This window comes from Roseibium sp., from assembly GCF_048260565.1.
GTDB lineage: Bacteria > Pseudomonadota > Alphaproteobacteria > Rhizobiales > Stappiaceae > Roseibium.
In genome coordinates this window covers 537,830-555,403 of the sequence record NZ_JBLXGP010000003.1, presented here as the reverse complement: position 1 = coordinate 555,403, position 17,574 = coordinate 537,830, and the positions used below count along the sequence as shown (strand labels likewise).

11 protein-coding genes are annotated in these 17,574 nt (G+C 60.7%); 2 read left to right on the top strand and 9 right to left on the bottom strand.

Features of this window, described 5'->3' with window-relative positions:
• Window positions 1-35: 35 nt before the first annotated feature.
• The 4 genes from ACN0SO_RS10750 to ACN0SO_RS10735 all read right to left on the bottom strand — a co-directional run bounded on the left by ACN0SO_RS10750 (window position 36) and on the right by ACN0SO_RS10735 (window position 5,770).
• Complete coding sequence (locus ACN0SO_RS10750) at window positions 36-3,701, bottom strand: DNA/RNA non-specific endonuclease (RefSeq protein WP_417677414.1); 3,666 nt, start codon at window positions 3,699-3,701, stop codon at window positions 36-38.
• Window positions 3,702-4,318: 617 nt separating this feature from the next.
• On the bottom strand, window positions 4,319-4,639 hold the full coding sequence (locus ACN0SO_RS10745) for a 2Fe-2S iron-sulfur cluster-binding protein (protein WP_417677412.1): 321 nt from the start codon (window positions 4,637-4,639) through the stop codon (window positions 4,319-4,321).
• A gap of 196 nt (window positions 4,640-4,835) precedes the next feature.
• The gene (locus ACN0SO_RS10740; RefSeq protein WP_417677410.1) at window positions 4,836-5,198 is read right to left on the bottom strand and encodes an Hpt domain-containing protein; all 363 of its coding nucleotides are present in this window, start codon (window positions 5,196-5,198) and stop codon (window positions 4,836-4,838) included.
• Between the two features lie 257 nt (window positions 5,199-5,455).
• The gene (locus ACN0SO_RS10735) at window positions 5,456-5,770 is read right to left on the bottom strand and encodes a hypothetical protein (RefSeq protein ID WP_417677408.1); all 315 of its coding nucleotides are present in this window, start codon (window positions 5,768-5,770) and stop codon (window positions 5,456-5,458) included.
• A 286-nt stretch (window positions 5,771-6,056) separates the two neighbouring features.
• Here ACN0SO_RS10735 and ACN0SO_RS10730 point away from each other — a divergent pair, with 286 nt between their 5' ends.
• Both ACN0SO_RS10730 and ACN0SO_RS10725 read left to right on the top strand, forming a co-directional pair.
• The gene (locus tag ACN0SO_RS10730; RefSeq protein ID WP_417677406.1) at window positions 6,057-11,258 is read left to right on the top strand and encodes an antitoxin; all 5,202 of its coding nucleotides are present in this window, start codon (window positions 6,057-6,059) and stop codon (window positions 11,256-11,258) included.
• A gap of 450 nt (window positions 11,259-11,708) precedes the next feature.
• A complete protein-coding gene (locus ACN0SO_RS10725; RefSeq protein ID WP_417677404.1) occupies window positions 11,709-12,146 on the top strand; it encodes a DUF930 domain-containing protein in 438 nt (145 codons plus the stop codon).
• A 5-nt stretch (window positions 12,147-12,151) separates the two neighbouring features.
• Here ACN0SO_RS10725 and ACN0SO_RS10720 read toward each other — a convergent pair whose 3' ends face one another.
• From ACN0SO_RS10720 to ACN0SO_RS10700, 5 genes are all read right to left on the bottom strand, one after another.
• The gene (locus ACN0SO_RS10720; RefSeq protein ID WP_417677402.1) at window positions 12,152-12,616 is read right to left on the bottom strand and encodes a MarR family winged helix-turn-helix transcriptional regulator; all 465 of its coding nucleotides are present in this window, start codon (window positions 12,614-12,616) and stop codon (window positions 12,152-12,154) included.
• A gap of 205 nt (window positions 12,617-12,821) precedes the next feature.
• Window positions 12,822-13,445, bottom strand: coding sequence for an ABC-type transport auxiliary lipoprotein family protein (locus ACN0SO_RS10715; RefSeq protein WP_417677400.1), 624 nt, complete (start codon window positions 13,443-13,445; stop codon window positions 12,822-12,824).
• 40 nt (window positions 13,446-13,485) lie between these two features.
• Window positions 13,486-15,483 (bottom strand): MlaD family protein, encoded by a 1,998-nt coding sequence (locus tag ACN0SO_RS10710; RefSeq protein ID WP_417677398.1) that lies wholly within the window; start codon window positions 15,481-15,483, stop codon window positions 13,486-13,488.
• A gap of 10 nt (window positions 15,484-15,493) precedes the next feature.
• Complete coding sequence (locus ACN0SO_RS10705) at window positions 15,494-16,303, bottom strand: ABC transporter ATP-binding protein (protein ID WP_417677396.1); 810 nt, start codon at window positions 16,301-16,303, stop codon at window positions 15,494-15,496.
• Window positions 16,304-16,314: 11 nt separating this feature from the next.
• Window positions 16,315-17,463, bottom strand: a complete 1,149-nt coding sequence (locus tag ACN0SO_RS10700; protein WP_417677394.1) for an ABC transporter permease — start codon at window positions 17,461-17,463, stop codon at window positions 16,315-16,317.
• Window positions 17,464-17,574: the final 111 nt, after the last annotated feature.

Genomic DNA, 17,574 nt, shown 5'->3' with positions numbered 1-17,574 from the left:
TCCGGATGGAAGGTTCCGTCTCGCCCCGGCCCCGGTCAGACGACGATATTCCCCGGCTGGCGGATTTCGATCTGGCGGTGTCCCGGCGCAAGGCTCTCCAGCGAAGTCTGCCGTTTTAAGAGCGTGTCCGCGGCCTCCAACGGACCGAAATCCATATGCACGAGGTCGGCCAGCTCGGAAACCGGGATCTGGAAGACGCCGAATTCCTCCGGCAGGATTCTTTCGAGCGGAATGTCCACGAGCAGTTCTTCCTGCCCCAGCCGGAACGCCAATGCATGGAGCGTGCAGTCTGTCGCGAAGGCTACGAGTTTCCAGAAGCCTGCAGGGATCTTGATCCCGCGATGGGATCTGTCGTTCTTGCCGAAGATCGGCCCGTTGAAAACGGAAAACCGGGTCTGCGTTGCGGTTGCCTGCCGCATGACCGAGTTTTCCAGCTCTCCCCAAACCCCTTTTTGCTTCGACTGATTGAAGGCCTTGTGCTGCGGCGTGATGTTGGTCCAGAAATAGGTGTCGTGATCGGCGCGAACGGCCGCCTGTTCGCTGAACCCCCAGGACCCGTCGACCCTGCGCAGCAGATGCCCCCGGTCCAGATCGTTGTTCTTGTAGAGTTCATTTCCCGCTTGCTCGTTTTCTGAAAGCCTCGGATCGAAGCTCCAGGGCTCCTTGCCGCGCGCGGGCTTGAAGGGGGCGGCGGGATCATGGTTGCCGGCGGAGACATAGGCCATGCGTCGGTCGGCGTTCATCACGACGCTGTAATGATCGTAGTCTAGCTGTGTCTTGCCGTTGTCGAGCCTTTGCGCCGGATGTCCCGGGGCGGTCTCCCGAAGGCCGGGGAAAGGAACCGTCACACCGAGGAAATCCGGGTCATATCCTGTCCGGTCGGCCAGATCGGCCACCGTGTAGAGCCGTTCCTCGGCGAATTCGCCTCCGGCAGCGGGACTGACGAGACCCTGGCCACCCAGGAATACGGGACGCGGTGACGAACCCTCCGTCGGAGCCGAGAGCGTCGGCAGACCGGCCTGCCCGAGCGACAACTGGACGGTGAGTGGAACGGTGATCGAGACACCGCCTGGCGTCCGCACCGCCGAAAAACCTGTTGCCGGGGTTTTGTCCCCTTGAGAATACCGGGTTTCCCGATCGGGCTCGACCTCCGGGACCGCCTCCTCTTGAACTCCGGAAGCGTCGGGATCTTCGATGACAGAGAATATCCGACGCGGCATCGGCCGGTTGAACGCGCCATTCGAGGTGGCCTTGTCGCCGACTACGAAGACCCGCTGAACGAGTTCCAGGCCCTTCCCCTGAAACACGCCGTCCTTTTTCAGTCCTCGCAAGTGTTTCATGATCCTGGAAACGCGGATGCCTTCGTTTGCGACCCATTTGATGTCGTCGCCGTCGACGATGTCCGCGGGCAGCTTGAAGCTGCCGTCCTTCATCCGTATGCGTCTCTGGGCATCCATCTCCGCGACGGCGCTGTGATGCAGGGCAACGACTTCCCATGTGTCGTTGAAGACCGGACTGCCGGAGGAGCCGGGCTTGGTGTCACCGGAATAATGAGCGGCGGTGTCGATGGACTTGCCGGAATAGGAATTGCCGGGATCGAGTTCGGACGGGAGCGGGAAGATCTTGCTGCTGCGGAACACGACCTGTTTCAGGCCCGCCTGCGGATGCTGGATGATGTTCACCGGCGCTTCCGCCCGGATCTTGCCGACCTTTTCATCGAGCGGCAGATAGCCGTAGTCGTTCAGGGAATGCCCTTGGTCCAGGCCCGTTTCCGCCACGGCGACGAGCGCGAAATCGAGCGACCGGTCGGAGAAGAAAAGATCCTGCGGCCGGAACTCGAAAGTCTCCGAACTCAGTTGCCTGTAGCGAGCATTCAACTCGTAGTCGAACTGAACCGCCGCATTCCGCGCATCCGACGCAGTGCCGAGGACATGATGGTTGGTGATCAGCACGCCCGGCGCGACCAGAAAGCCGGTACCGAAGCCCTGGCGCGTTCCACGCGCCACGATACGCCCGACCGACTTGTTGACGATCGCTGCACGCTTCACAAACAGGACGGAGAGGAATTCCTCTGCTTCGTTCAGAACGCGCTCGTTGAGCAGCGCGTCGATCGCTTCGGCCGGGTTGCGCTCCGCCATGGCCACGACGCGTTCGAGCGAGGCAGGCATCGTCACCGCCCCTTCTGTTTCCGCCGCGATCTGGATCAGCTGACTGACCTTGCGCTTGGCGTAAATCGGCCGGCGTACATCGCTTTCCGCCTGGAAGGCTTCCCCCGCCGCCACCGCGGCTCTGCCCTTTGCGCGCAACGGAGCAGCCTTTTCCCAGTTCTCGGTCGCTTGCAGGATCAGGTTGGCCGGATAGCCGCCTATCATGCGGATTTCGGGGGCGGCAGCCGCTGAAAGGACTCTGCCTGCTGGCGGCGCGGGTCTGCTCGGCGCGCCGAGGAACTCTTCGGCGAAATCCTGCACGCGAGCCGTTTCGTCGACCTGCGGCATGGGGCGTGCGCGCAGTTTTTCCTCCGACACAACCTCCTCGGCGACGGTTTCGAAGAGCACATTCGAAACGTAACGATCCCGCTCGGCGAGCGTGCGGGGCGGCTTGCCTTCCAGAAGCCTTTCCAGGGTGGACAGCACCGACCGGTTCTTCACCAGCCCCCCGTGGCTTTCTTCCACGAAGGTCTTCGGCAGGCCGTCCATTTCCGCCAGATCGCGCGGCACCGTTCCGTCGCCGTCGAGCGAATAGCGGAACTGCAATTCGTTGCCCGTTTTTTTGGCCGAGACGACGGTCTTCTCGCCGATGCCGATAATCTGGTAAAACCGGTCGTCTGGAAGCGGCAAGTCGGTATGCGCCTCCAAGGCGGCGTCCAGCACCTTCTGCACCGGACGCGTTCCCGAATTGGGCCAGCTCGCGTGATCGAAATAATTCTCGTTCGGTCGCAGCTTCGGGTCCGGCATCATTTCCACCAGCCCCGGGTAGTCGCGGAGGACGTCCTGAATGATGTCCTCCGCGGAATGAAGCGGGTCGAGCCTGTCGAGCTTCGCGACCATCGAATGCACATTCCGGAACACCTGCACGGGCGAGTAGGAGCCGTTATTAGGGGTACCGAGGGTTATGATCCGGCTGATCTTTTTAGCGCTCGCGTCCAGTTTGGCGACCTGCCGGGCTACGAGCCCCCCCATGGAATGGGCGATCAGTGTGACGTCGCTGTCGCCGTCCGCCAGGATCTGCCTGTAGAGGGCATCGCCGAGTTCAATGGTGGGGTACCGCCAGTCAAAGGGCAGGAAGCGGGTCTTGTATCCGGCAACGCTCAGTTTCAGACGCAACCAGCCATAGGCCGCCCAGAACACGCCCGAAGCGAAGACATTGTCCTTGCCGGGCCTGTATTTGAGCTTCTCCACCTGCCCCAGGGCAATGCTGGCCGGGTCGAACCAGATGAGATTGTCGCGAAGATCGGATCTGACCGAAAGCTTCGAGCCCATAATGCCCGGCAGAATATAAATTGCCTTCCGCGGCTTTCCGAAACCGAACACTTCCTGGGGCGAGACACCGGCTGGAACGGCCGGTACCGGAGACCCGGCGCTTATTTCCGCGCCGAGACCGCGCAGTTCCTCATAGGTCGCGTCCCCAAGCTCCTGGCGCAGTTCGATTTCGTGAGAGCCGGAAAGCAACGCGGCTTCGATAGTCTCGTCGGAAAGGTACATAGTTATCCCCCCACTCGCTTAAATGCATGATTCAAAAAGAATAAAAATAATATACCGATAGTTGTTATTTTACAGAATACACCAAAAATCAGAATATTGCCAACGCGACGTCTGGCGAAGGAAAAGCGGGCGGAGCCGCCCCCTGACCGGGGAGCTGCCTGCTGAACCGGAAGAAGCGGGGGCGACCATGACCGTATTGAACAAGGTGATCGCCAGCTGCGATCCGGATGGGCGGCCGACGTCCACAAAGCGCCATCGAAAAGGCGCTCCCGCGACTGTCATCTGCAAGACAAACCGCCGTCAGATCGTGTTCGATGTTTTAAGGAACCAGGGGCCTGCCAGGTACGCCGCATGCACCGGGGCTTTCGTGTAGCGAGCCAGCCGAGAGGCGCACGCCAGGTTTTGCAGCAGTCAGCCGGATTGCAGTGACTGGCTACTCGCCTTCGCAAAGCAATCAGGTGATTGCCGCAGAACGCAGCTATCGATTCAGAATGAGGTTCAAGCGCCGATCCAAAGGCAACCCGGCTTAGAGCATCGGGGCCGGGAAGATCGGCTTACTTTTCTAAATAGGATCCAGCCGGCCGCCGGTGAACCGCCGGCCGGTTCATGACGTCCGATCAGGCCTGACGCTCGGGAACATGGACGACCAGGCCATCCAGGTCGGAAGTCACCTTGATCTGGCAGGACAAGCGCGAATTCGGCTTCACGTCATAGGCGAAGTCCAGCATGTCCTCTTCCATGGGCTCCGGCTTGCCGACCTTGTCGGTCCAGGCATCGTCCACATAGACATGACAGGTTGCGCAGGCACAGGCGCCGCCGCATTCGGCCTCAATGCCCTGAACCATGTTCTTGATGGCATTTTCCATGACGGTGGAGCCTTCGGCGGCTTCGACCTCGGTCTGTGCACCATCGGCAGCAATATAAGTGATTTTCGGCATGATCCGCGTCTGATCAGGTAATTACGGGAGGGGTTAGACGATAATTCAGACCCGACATATACGTTCGCAGGCAAACGTCAAGGATTCTGATTATGGAAACCGCACAAATACCAGCCGGCGAATGCCCAAAACGGCATCGGACACCGCTTCGGAAACGACGCTTTTGCGGTTCATGTCCGCCGGTCCGGTTGCCGTCTCAGTCGGTCAGCAGGTCCGCGATATAACCGTTCGCCTCGTCCACCGCCTGGAACAAGCCCGAGAAATCCGGCGTCCCGGTCTCATCCAGACCCTGCTCAAGTTCTTCGCAGCGCTCCGCAACGGTACCGGCGCCGACCGCGCGGGCCGAGCCCTTCAACGTATGGACCAGATCGTGAAGAACACCGGTGTCCGTTTCTGCCGTAAGCTTTTTCAGCGCACCGGTACTTTGGGTCACGAACAGTCGCAGGACCTGGATTTCGAGGTCCCGGTTGCCCAGCGTGTTCGCGGCAAGGCGGACAAGATCGATCGGAGCCTGGAAGTGGAGCCGGCTCTGTTGCCGGGATATGGAAGTCATGGCCATTGAGTTGCCCTCGCATGAAGCGTTCGTTCCGGGGCCCTCCTCCCTGGGCATGCCGGTTATGACAAAGTCATCATGGCCCTCGATGGCCGAACAACTCGTTAAGACCGTGGCGAACAGGTCGCCTGACGGCAAGATCCCCAAAAAACTGAAAAAATGGTTAACGTAAGTTTAGGTGGCTTTTGAGGAGCCGCCGTCAAAACTCCTTAGCCGGTGCGGCTTTTGCCTTGCAGATGGGCACTCGCCAGCAGGAAGCGACGTTAACTCTTTTTCGATTTTCCGGTTGCGCCAAGCGCCGCGGCACCACTTGTCGTCAGCTTGCAGACGAGCCAGTCAGGCTTGATTGGGTTGGAAAACCAAGGCTCTGCCCACCCTGCGGCGATACAGGCGCGGATTGTGCGCGCCGGAACTTCACGTCCGGCGTCGTCGAAAAGGGGCAGCTTTCCACCCGGCTGATTCAGCCCTTTCGACAACCAGCGTTTTTGCGCCGATGTTGGCACAACCGTTTTCGAACGCCCTTTCACAGCCCCTTTTTCAGCTTTTCCAGGACCTTCTTCAGTGCTCTTAATCGACATTGTCAGCCGTTCCTAGGTCATTAACAGCATTGCTGTTTCTTGTTCATTAGGAGAGAGTGTGCCATTAGGTAAAGCGATGCGGCAAGGTGGGGAAAAGGCTGTTCGGCATAATATGCTGTCAGTCGGTCTGCGGCGACCCCCCAAACCAGCCAGGCCACGGAAGCATCGATCGAGGAAAGCGCCAGTCGCTTCCCCCTGTCGTTTTCGAGGTCAAAGCGTTCGGTAGACCACTCGGCCAGCCGAGATTACCGAAGTGTACTGAGTACGGACGTGAGGCGATCCAAATATGGCAAATCCCCCGAAGGTTAAAGACCCGGCGGAAGCAGCTCTGTCTGCTGTCGAAGAGGCCCTTAAGCTCGATTTTGGCGGACCGGAATTCGCTGAAGAAGTGGCGGCAGAAACAGCCAGCGCTTCGGCAAGCGATAACGCAGCGGCCCGCTCCGCCCCCGAAACACCCGACGGACAGGACGCCAAGAGCTCCCGCGATGAAACGCGTGCGTCGCGCCGACGCGGCGGCCGCGGCAGTCGCCCACCTGCTGCCAATGACGACCGCCGAAACATCGGCAACCTCATTTTCGCGCTTCAGCGCCGCCCGTCCTCGACACCGTTTTGGGGCGCGCTCGCGCTCAGCGTGCTGTGGATCGGCGTCGGCAGCAGCCTGTTCGCCTCTTCCTTCGGCGACCAGCTTTCCACGATCACCGACTTCAGCTCCCTTGCGAATTCGCCTGCGCTGATTCTTTCCGGCATCGGCATCGTCGTGCCGGTGATCTTCTTCTTCGTCATGGCCATGATGATCTGGCGCGCGCAGGAAATGCGCATCGTCGCCCGCGGCATGACTGAGGTCGCCCTGCGCCTCGCCGAACCGGAAAGCATGGCCAAGGAATCCATCCTGAGCGTGGGTCAAGCCATCCGTCGCGAAGTTTCCGCCATGGGCGACGGGATCGAGCGCGCCATCGCCCGCGCCAGTGAGCTGGAAGTCCTTGTCCACAACGAGGTCTCGTCGCTGGAACGCTCCTACAATGAGAACGAACTGAAGATCCGCTCGCTGATCGAGGAACTGGTCAGCCAGCGTGAATCCATAGCGATCAATGCCGAACGTGTCCGCGAAACCATTTCCGGTGCGCACGAAAGCTTCGCAGCCCAGCTCTCTTCCACATCCGACCAGTTCGGTACCACGGTCGATTCGGCCACCGAACGCATGATCGAGGCGCTGTCCCTGCGCGCGGACGACTACGTCACGCAGCTCAGCTCCACCGGCAATGACATGGTCAACACGCTGTCGACCCGTGCCGAAGATTATGTCACCCAGCTAAGCTCCACCGGCAATGACCTGGTCGAAAACCTGTCGTCGACCGGTACCCAGCTTTGGGAAACCCTGACCACCCGCGGCACCGACATCAACGAGCAGTTCGCCCAAACCGCGGCCAGCTTCGTCGAAACCCTGTCCGCAAAGGGTACCGACATCAACGAAACCCTTTCGGCTTCCAGCAATCAGGTCGTCCAGACGCTGAGCGAAAAGGCGGAAGAATTCCGCACCTCGATGGAAACCACCGGCACGAGCGTCGGCGAGGCGATCACGCAGCGCGGCGAGGAAATCAACGCCAACCTGTCTCTGACGAGCGGCCGACTGATCGACACGATCACGTCGCGCACCGAAGAACTCATCAGTACGGTCGATTCCCGGGTCACAAGCCTCGACGCGTCGCTTGCCGAAACCGGCGACCGGGTCGTGGAAAGCATTTCCGAACGCGGTCAGGAGGTCACCAACACCATTTCCGTCAAGGGCGCGGAAATTGTCGACACCCTGTCGGAGCGCAGCACCGAGGTCGCCGAGATCCTGCGCGGCACCGGCGAGTCGATCGTTGTCGACCTGTCCCTGCGCGGCGGCGAAATCGCCTCCAAACTCGACGAGACCGCCGGCTCCCTTACGGAGACGATCACCGTACACGGCGGCGAACTGGCGGAAAAACTCGGCGGTATTTCCGAGCGTATCTACACGGCAATTTCCGTCAACGGCATGGAACTGGACGAACGTCTGTCCGAGCGCGGCCGGGAAATCGCGGCGACCATGGAAGAGCAAAGCGTTCTCTTCCGCGAAGCCATGAATTCGGTCACCACCGAGATCTCCGCCTCCCTCGGGTACGAAACCTCCGCGATCACCCAGAAGCTGGCCGACACCGGCACCCAGCTTGCGGAACTCGTCGCCAGCCGCGGCGAGCGTGTCACCGCTGAATTTGCCGAAGTGGGCAACAACATCACCCAGACCATCGAAGTCCAGGGACAGCAATTGCAGGAAGGCCTGTCGGGCCGCCTGAACGAACTGGAAAGCCTCGTGACCGAACGCGGCGGACAGCTTGTCGATGCTTTCGACGCCAAGACCCAGATCCTGACCGAAGCGCTCGAAACCCGCCTGACCGGTCTGGATGCGTCTCTCGACAGCCGCATCAACACGATCGATATGACGCTCGACCAGCGGACCAGTTCCTTCGAAGCGGCACTCGACACGCGCATCACCAGCCTCGATGCGTCTCTCGACAGCCGGATCAACACGATCGACCTGACCCTCGATCAGCGCACGGCCTCCTTCGAGGCGGCGCTCGAAACGCGGACCGCGCTTCTTTCCGATGCCATCGATCAGCGCACGGCCAGCATCAGCGATACGCTGGAAGACAAGACCCGCAACATCACCGACGTCCTCGCCGACCGGTCCGATGCCATCACGCTTCAGCTCGGCCAGCGGGTTGAAGCCGCCGGCAACACCCTGGCCGAACGGGCTCAGGAAATCGGCCGTATTCTGACCGAACATGTTGACGTAGCCGCCGGCTCCATTTCCGAAAAAGCGGAACATCTGGCCATCACCATGACCTCCGGTACGGACCGGATCGATGAAACCCTGGACAACCGGGCGCGCCAGATCAGCGAAACCCTGATCAGCCGCACCAAGGAAATCGCCAAGGCTTTCGTCGAAGGCCAGGACGAGATGACGTCCGCTCTGGACAATCGCCTTGCGGAAGCCGGAACCGTGCTTGCCCGCCAGAGCGAAGAACTGACGGAATCCCTGTCGGAACGCATCGCCGAGATCAATGTCTCCCTGGGGGCCAAGGTGTTCGAAGTCGCCGAGACCCTGGACACCCGTGCCGGCCAGCTGGAAACGGTGCTCAACGAGCGCCTGGAAAGCATCTCCGGTGCCTTGAGCACGGAGACGGAAAAGGCCCGCGATCTGCTCACCCAGATCATTTCGGAAGCCGGCAGCACGCTGTCCACCGAAAGCACCCGGATGCATGACATCATTCAGGAAGCCCTCAACGGCGCTTCGGAAAAGATGTCCGGTGAAGGCGAGAAGGTCCGCGGCCTGCTTCTGTCGGCCGTCGCCGACGCCGCACGCACGTTGACGGCGGAAAGCGAAAAGGCCCGCGCGCTCTATGCCGGCACCATCGCGGAATTCTCCGGATCCCTGACCGGCGAGAGCGAGAAGGTCCGCAGCGACCTGTCCCGCACCATCGCCGAAATTTCCGGCAACCTGTCCGCGGAAAGCGAACAGGCGCGTCTGACCCTGAACAAGACCCTGGAAGACGTCCGGGGCCGCATGTCCGGCGAAGCCGACACGGTTCGCGCCCGCGTCCATTCCGCGGTCAACGAAGCGGCCGAACTTCTGGTTCAGCGTGGCAATGAGGTTGCCAACGAAATGCTCGAAAAGGCCTCGACCCTCAACCAGGCCTTCGGAGACCGGTCGGGCGAGTTCTCCAAGCTGATCGGCACCGACGGCAACGCCCTGATTACCGCCATCGAGGCACGGGCGACCGACCTGACCGGCCGTATCGGCGAAATCCACACCGCGATCCTGGACGCGATCAACGTCAAGGGACGCGAAGTGGCGGACACCTTCGCCCAGAACGGTCTGAATGCCACCCGGTCCCTGGTGGACGCCGGCGAACGGATTGTCGCCAGCATCGACGAGCGCAGCAGCCAGGCGACCAAGTCCCTGCTTGCCACCAAGCAGCAGCTTGAAGCCGATGTCACGGACATCCTCTCCAAGCTGGAGGAGACGAACACCAACCTGCAGACCGTCCTCGCCTCCGCCGGAACGAACCTCAACGACGTCGAGGTCAGCCTCGGCCGCCGCGTGAACGAGTTCCGGGTTGCCGTGGATCGGGCCGTGACCGACACCACCAGCACGACCGGCCTGATCGGCGAACAGGTGGATGCGCTGCGTGACGTGGTCATGACCACGCTCGCCGACATCCGCAACCTGACCGACAAGTTCGGCAGCCAGACGGAAGAACTGACCTCCGCGGCACGCTATCTGGAAGACACCAACCGCTCCGTCGAGGGCCGTGTCTCCGAACGCAAGACCGCCATCGAGGAGGTCGCCGACACGCTGCTGGCCAAGACGGAAGCCGTCGACAAGCTCATGCGTTCCTTCACCGAAACCCTGTCGCAGACGCTGGAAACGGCGGACGACAAGGCTCGCGAAGCCGCAGGCATGCTGGGCGCGGCCGCAGAAGCGGCCACCAAGCAGGTCACCGAGCAGTTCGAATCCATGCGCCTTACAGCCGGCATGGAAGGCCAGAAGGCCCGCGATGCGATCCGTTCCGCTCAGGACGACATCATGTCGGAAATGTCGCGCACGGTTTCCGATGCCTCCGAACGTTTCAACGAGGCCGCGGTGCGCATGCGCGACACGGCCCGCGACGTCCACCGCGAACTCGAAGCCACCCGCAACGAGCTCAAGCAGGGCGTCCTGAACCTTCCGGACGAGGCGGAAGAATCCACCGCCGCGTTGCGCAAGGTCGTCAATGAGCAGATCCGGGCGCTGACCGAATTGTCCGACATCGTCGCACGACAGTCCAATGCGCTCGACATCTCACGGCCACAGGAGCGCAGCGCATCCGCTGCCGCGGCATCCGCTCCCGCTCCGCAAGCTGCAGCGCCCGCTCCGGCCTTCCAGGTTCCGAGCCGGTCCCAGGCACCGAGCCAGCCGGCTCCGCGGCCATCCGCTCCGTCCCGCCAGAGCGAGACGCCGCGCCGGCCGTCACCGGCAAGCGAACCGCAAAGCGCCGGCAAGGGCTGGGTCTCCGACTTGCTGCGCCGAGCCTCGCGCGATGAGGAAAATGCCTCTCCCGACCAGGAGCGCGCATCCCTGAACACGGTGGAAAGCCTGAACTCGCTGTCCGTGGACATCGCCCGGGCCATCGATCACGAAACCTTCGTCGACCTGTGGGACCGCTACAAGCGGGGCGAGCGGCACGTCTTTACCCGTCGCCTCTACACCCTGCAGGGTCAGCAGACCTTCGATGAAATCAGCCAGAAATATTCCCGCGACCCGGAATTCCGAACCGCCGTGGAACGGTATGTGGCCGATTTCGAACAGCTGCTCGCCCAGGTTTCGCGCAACGACCGGGACAACATGCTGGGCCAGACCTATCTGACGTCGGATACCGGCAAGGTCTACACCATGCTGGCCCATGCCAGCGGACGTCTAGATTAAGACGGAAAATATCTCCAGACACGGAAAAGGCGGCCGCATGGCCGCCTTTTTTATGCCCTGATCACCCCCTCTTCCTGTCTTGGCACCTTTCAGCCGGAGCAGGCGGACCGGCGGGCTCGTTTTCCGATTTTCCGAAAACGGCGGAACCATGAGGACAGGTCGCTCCAGGCATGCGGACTCTGGCGCACATCGGGGAAGACAGGACGATCTGGCTCTGGGCCGGCGTCGCCCTTGTTGTTCATATAGTCATCGCAACAGCGCTTGGCCTGAACCCATTGAAGCAGCTTCCGAAGCCGGAGGTCATCAAGGGAATTGCGATCGAAATCATCGCGTCAGAAGCCGTTCCTGTTGTTCCGTCCCCGGATCTCGCCCCCCCTGCCGGAAGACACGACACCGGCAGAACGGACAGACGCAGCCCCTCCCTCAACTGCGCCTTCGGACAATACCGGCGTGGAACCCCGAACAGCCCGGCTGGAAACGCCCGACGGAATGATCCGCGCCACACAGCTTTATGCCGCCGCCATACTGGACAATCCCAAAAGCCGGAAAGCGAAAGCACGCCTGCGTCAGCTGGTGAACGAGGACCGGATCATCCAGCTGTGCAACCTTGAAGCCCTGGAACAGGTCCATCGCTGGAACCAGAAGTTCAAGCCGAACTTCCTGGTCGCCTATGCAAAATCCGACGTGCGGTTGACCGGCCGCCAGGCAATCGAGGCCGACGGCGGAGCCTTTCACGACGGCAACAGCTGGTATGAGATACGCTTCAAATGCGAGACCACCACGGACATGACATCCGTCGTCGCCTTCGAATTCGCCGTCGGCGGGGAAATCCCCCGGAAGAAATGGGAGGCGTATTCTCTCCCGGAACGGGTGGAAAGCGTCGACTGAAGCCGCTATGCCTTCTGCAGGTTCTGGCGGACTTTTGCCATGGTCGCGACAAAGGCCGACACTTCCTCATCGCTGACCCCGTCGAACATGCGTGCCTCGGCGGCCAGCATCTTGGGCACGAGGTCGAAATAGATGGTCCGCCCTTTTTCAGAAAGGCTCAGCAGCGAACTCCGTCCGTCTTCGGCGTTGTTGGTCTTTTCCAGAAGACCGCGTTCGTGCATTTTCTTCACCGCCCGGCTGACCGACACCTTGTCCATGCTGGACCGTTCGACAATTTCCGTTGCCGGCATTCTGCCGGTGGCGCCGAGGATCGCCATTGACCGCCATTCCGACGGCGTCAGTTGGTGGTCGCGGATATAAATTTCCGACAACGTGCTCGTCACGTCGGTGTAGAAAACGCGAATCCGATACGGCAGAAACGCCTGAAGATCGAACCGGACCTCGTCAGAAACCGATACCTGCCCGTTCATGTCCGCCCTTGCCTCAATGGATACACTCCCTCCTGCTCCAGGTCTTGCCGCCGGCCGGGGCCGCGAAAGCGCGGCCCGTGGTGCCAGGCGGTGCCTGTTAGTTACATTTGGAACTAAGTGTCGCTTGAGGATATCTTTTAGGCAACAAAAGAATGCATGGATGACATGTCTTTGAGCAAAAAACTTACCCAAAGACAGTTTCCGGTCAGACCCGCGCCAGGATCCACTGCGCCATTTCGGAAAAAACCCGGTCGGCGGCGCTGTTCAGGGCGGCGACCGCCTGATCGACGGAGGTCCCGCCGGAGGCGACTTCAGCACGAAAGACCTTGTTGGCGATCGCCCGGCCATTGCGGTCGTTGACCAGCTTGGCGGCGATCACGACGACCCCTCTGTTGGTGCCGTCGATATGAAATTCAAACGACCTGAGATCCGTCTGAAGCTGATAGTCGATCAGCAAGCCTTCGCCCGGGAATCCGACACCGCGCAGGCGGTTGGTGTTTTCCAGAGTCTGGACGATTTTGGACTGCACCACACTGGGCAGGGAATCGGTCCAGGCGACCTTCGGGAAGTAGCTGTAGACCGGTCCCTTGTCGACCACGGCGATGAACTCGGTGTCCAGTGCCTTGAGGGCGCGCGGCCGCGGCACCAGAACCTGCTTGCTTTTCCTGCGCTGCCCGCTTGCCGGGACGTTCGCAGCATCGATGCCGTAAAGCGCGGTAGGGCCTGAGCTGGCGCAGCCGGCAAGCGTCAGACCGGCCCCGCAGACGCCCAGGAACCGCCTTCGGCTGATATGTGCCGATCCGCTGTTCATGCCTTCAATAGCCCCCATACGCCATTCCGCAGCCTCGCTTGTGCTTCCGGCTTCCCGTTTATCTTCTGTGTCCGCCGCCCGTGTAGGTCGGCACTGCTTCGCCCCCGAAGATGATCCGGTTCGGGTTCCTGTCGAAACTTTCCACTGCCCGCTGGATCGAAACAAGTGTCCGATTGACCTGGGACATCGCGGCAATGAAGTCCGCGGACCCCTGGTTGGCAAACTTGGACAAGCCGCCGGCAATCGAATCCGCTCGCGATTCAAAGGCATCGGCCACCTTGCGAATGGCCGTTGCCGCCTTTGTCGCCTCGACAATCAGGCCTTCGCCGTCACCCTCGACCATGGTCCCGACCTGATCCACGATCCCTTGAATTCGCGTGGATGTCGCATTCAGCGTCGCGGTCATTTCCTTTGCGTCGGTGATGATCTGATCGACATCTGGCGTGCGCTGCGACAGGTCGTTCGTCATCTTTTCCACATTTGCCGCGGCGTTGCGTGCCGAGGCAATCATGGCGTCGATGCTTTCCTTGTTCTCCGACAGGCCGCCCGTGACATTGGCGACAGAGCCGACGATATTCGACACCTGATCCGGGTCCACGGCCTTCAGGATACCATCGGCGTCCGCTAGGGTCTGTGTGAAGGCGTTGGCTGCGGAACGCACATCGTCCACAAGCCCGATGATACGGTCATCCTGACCTCGAACGGTTGCGGAGAACGACTCGAAATTCTGGACGGTGGATTTCGTCGAAGCGATGATCTCGTTGATCTGCTCTTTTTGCGCATTGATGTTGGCCACCACGGCAGCAGCGCCGTCGACCGCTTCACCCACTTTTTGCGGGTCGATATTGGCCACGATCTGGTCGACGTTTCCAAGCGTGCTGTTCAACCCCGTGCTGAACGTGTCCACATTGGTCACGATGTTCGATACCCGATCCGGATCGATCGCCTGGGCAAGTTCGTTCCCACGCGTAACGAACGTGTCGACCTTGCCTATCACCGCGTTCGTGCTCTTGATCACATCCGAGATCGCTTCTTTCCGGTCGCGAATGGTGCCCGAAATGTCGCTGATATTGTCCATGGCCGTCGACGTGGAGGCGATCAGGCTGTCGATGTCCGGGCTGCGCTTTTCAAGCAGTTCCCCGATCGCAGCTGCACCTTTCACGGTCTTCCTGACGTCTTCCGGATCGACCGCCTTGACGATTTTCTGCACGTCTTCCAGGCTGCTGTTCAAGCCGCTCGTAAAGGCTTGCAGATCCTTTGCCGCCACCTCGGCATCCGCCATGACCTTGTCGATACTCTGGCGCGCATTGGCCAGACCGTCGGAAAACTCCGAGATATTCTGAACGATCTTGGTAACATCGTCGGAAGGCACTGCCGCCAGGATTCGTTCGCCCTGATCGACCAGCTTCTCCATACGCCCGGACAGGCTGGTCAGAGCCTTGGAGACCGATGACAGGTTTACCATGAAGTCTGACACGCCTGCGGAATTGGCAGCCAGTGCGGAAGAAAATTCCTCCACGTTCTTCAATGTTTTCGTCACAGTCGGGCTGTTTTCCTTCAGGAAACCGTCGATGCTGTTCAGGGCCGAATCGGCCTGCTTCAGCACATCCCGCGCCCCGCTGACGATATCGTCGAACAGGGATCGTTCGGCATGCATGACCGGGACTTCATCCGAATCCGGCTTGATCAGCAACGGCGCATCCAGGCTGCCGCCGTTCAGATCCACATAGGCCACACCCGTCAGGCCGGTGAAATTGAGGGACGCGGTTGTATCCGTCCGCAGGGGCGTGTGAGGTTTGACCCGGACCGTCGCAACCACGACCTTCGGATTCTGCGGATCGAAATCCAGCGCGCTGACATTGCCGATCGGGATCCCGTTGAACAGCACCTGCCCACCGACCGGCAGGCCGGTGACGGGTGCCGGAAAGATGATCCTCACGAAGACATTTTCCCGGGATTCCGCGGTTACGGCGAGCCAATAGACGAACAGGAACGAGCCCAGGAGCACCGCCATCATGAAGCTGCCGATCAGGATATAGTTCGCCCGGGTTTCCATGATACGGCCCTTACATCCGGCGCAAAGCGCGCGTGCCCTGGAAATAGGATTTGATCCAGGGGTGGTCGTTTTTCATCATGTCGTCCAGGGTTCCGATCGCCAATACCTTCTTGTCCGCCAGAACGGCTATCCGGTCACAGATGGAATGCAGGCTGTCCAGGTCGTGCGTTACCATATAGACCGTCAAACCGAGCGTCTCACTGAGATTCTTGATCAAGTCATCAAATGCAGCTGCACCGATCGGGTCAAGACCCGAAGTCGGTTCGTCCAGAAACACCAAATCGGGATCAAGTGCAAGCGCACGCGCCAGGCTGGCCCTCTTGATCATGCCGCCCGAGAGCTCCGAGGGCAACTTGTCGGCCGCGTCTTGTGACAATCCGACCAGTTCGAGCTTCAACAGCGCCAATTCGTCCATCAGTTGCGGCGACAGCCTGAGGTGCTCGCGCATGGGCACCTGGATGTTCTGTTTCACGGTGAGCGCCGAAAACAGGGCGCCTTGCTGAAACAACACCCCCCAGCGCCGTTCGATGGACGTGCGGATCGCAGGCGTAACACCCGTCAGATTATGCCCGAAAACGCTGATCGTACCGGCTTGCTTGGGCGTCAGGCCGAGAATTGCGCGCATCAGGACCGACTTGCCCGTTCCCGAACCGCCGACGAAGCCCAGGATTTCGCCGCGCCGGACATCGAGATCGAGATCCTGAAGAATGATCTTGCTGCCGAATCCGACGGTCACCCCCTTGGCGGACAGGATAAGGTCATCGCCCGTCGCAGGTTCATGATCGGCGGAGCCGTCTTTGGATACTTCGGCCAGCGACATGTAAACCCGCCCTAAACACCTATAGCTGCGAAAAAGATGGCGAAAACGCCGTCCACCACGATAACCAGAAAAATGGCTTTCACAACCGACATGGTCGTGTGGCGGCCGAGCGATTCCGACGAGCCCTCGACCTTCAAACCCTCCACACAGGCGATCAGACCGACGATCAGCGCCATGAACGGCGCTTTGACGAGACCGATCATCAGGGTTTTTGTCGAAATCGCCGCCTGAAGCTGAACGAGGAAGGCCTGGGGTGGAATGTCCAGATAGACCCATGTGACCAGACCCGAACCGACCAGGGCGGAGATATCCGAAATGAAGGTCAGGATCGGCAGGGCGATCATCAGTGCAAGAATCCGCGGCAGAACCAGAACTTCGGTCACGCTCATGCCGATCACATGCAGCGCATCGACCTCTTCCCGCATCCGCATGGAGCCCAGTTCCGCGGTGAAAGCCGATCCGGACCGACCCGCCACCATGATCGCCGTCAGGATCACGCCCATCTCCCGGAGAATCAGAATGCCGGCCAGATCCACCACATAGACGTCGGCCCCGAACTGTTTCAGATAGAAGCCGCCCTGCTGCGAGATGATCGCCCCGATCAGGAAGCTCATGAGGGCAACGATCGGAACGCCGCCGATGCAGGACCGGTCGAACTGCACCGCGACCGATATGCTCCGCAGCCGTTTCGGGTGCGGCAGAACCGTCGCAAGAACGGCGCCGAGGGTGCCGAGAATGTTCAGCATCGCCAGCGTGTCCTTGACGACATCGACCCCGACACGACCGGTCGCCTCGAGAAAACCGACCACGGAGAACCGATGGCGCTCCGGCTTCCAGGCCGGCGGGTGATGCTTTTCCAGTTCGCGGAACAGGATCTTGCGCTTTTCGTCCAGGCCGATCAGCTCGGTGCGTTTGCCGCCGTATTCGAGCGCTCCACGAAAACGGTGCACCAGCCACGCTCCGCTGGTGTCGAGGCTGTCGATCCTGGAAATGTCGATGCAAACGGTCTGATCCGGGGCAAGATCGATGGAACCGAGCAGCTTTTCAGCACTTTCTGCCGAATTGACCGTCCAGTCGCCGGTCAACGCCAGGGTCTTCCGACCGGGAACCGACCCGTCGAGACTGAACGCCGGAGGGATAATTTTATCCAGGAATGCCATTGAGGCTGCATGACCCCCTTGTCGCTCGGATGCACTCCCTCCTATACCTGAGAGCAGAGTTCATCGTCCAGACATGGGCCCCCTGAACCGGACGACAATCGGAAATTGGCG

Excerpts from the sequence above, each read along its gene's own strand:
- ACN0SO_RS10715 (WP_417677400.1), bottom strand. The coding sequence starts at position 13,445 with ATGGGGGCTATTGAAGGCATGAACAGCGGATCGGCACATATCAGCCGA.
- ACN0SO_RS10750 (WP_417677414.1), bottom strand. The coding sequence starts at position 3,701 with ATGTACCTTTCCGACGAGACTATCGAAGCCGCGTTGCTTTCCGGCTCT.
- ACN0SO_RS10730 (WP_417677406.1), top strand. The coding sequence starts at position 6,057 with ATGGCAAATCCCCCGAAGGTTAAAGACCCGGCGGAAGCAGCTCTGTCT.
- ACN0SO_RS10705 (WP_417677396.1), bottom strand. The coding sequence starts at position 16,303 with ATGTCGCTGGCCGAAGTATCCAAAGACGGCTCCGCCGATCATGAACCT.
- ACN0SO_RS10735 (WP_417677408.1), bottom strand. The coding sequence starts at position 5,770 with ATGTCGATTAAGAGCACTGAAGAAGGTCCTGGAAAAGCTGAAAAAGGG.
- ACN0SO_RS10710 (WP_417677398.1), bottom strand. The coding sequence starts at position 15,483 with ATGGAAACCCGGGCGAACTATATCCTGATCGGCAGCTTCATGATGGCG.
- ACN0SO_RS10740 (WP_417677410.1), bottom strand. The coding sequence starts at position 5,198 with ATGGCCATGACTTCCATATCCCGGCAACAGAGCCGGCTCCACTTCCAG.
- ACN0SO_RS10720 (WP_417677402.1), bottom strand. The coding sequence starts at position 12,616 with ATGAACGGGCAGGTATCGGTTTCTGACGAGGTCCGGTTCGATCTTCAG.
- ACN0SO_RS10745 (WP_417677412.1), bottom strand. The coding sequence starts at position 4,639 with ATGCCGAAAATCACTTATATTGCTGCCGATGGTGCACAGACCGAGGTC.
- ACN0SO_RS10700 (WP_417677394.1), bottom strand. The coding sequence starts at position 17,463 with ATGGCATTCCTGGATAAAATTATCCCTCCGGCGTTCAGTCTCGACGGG.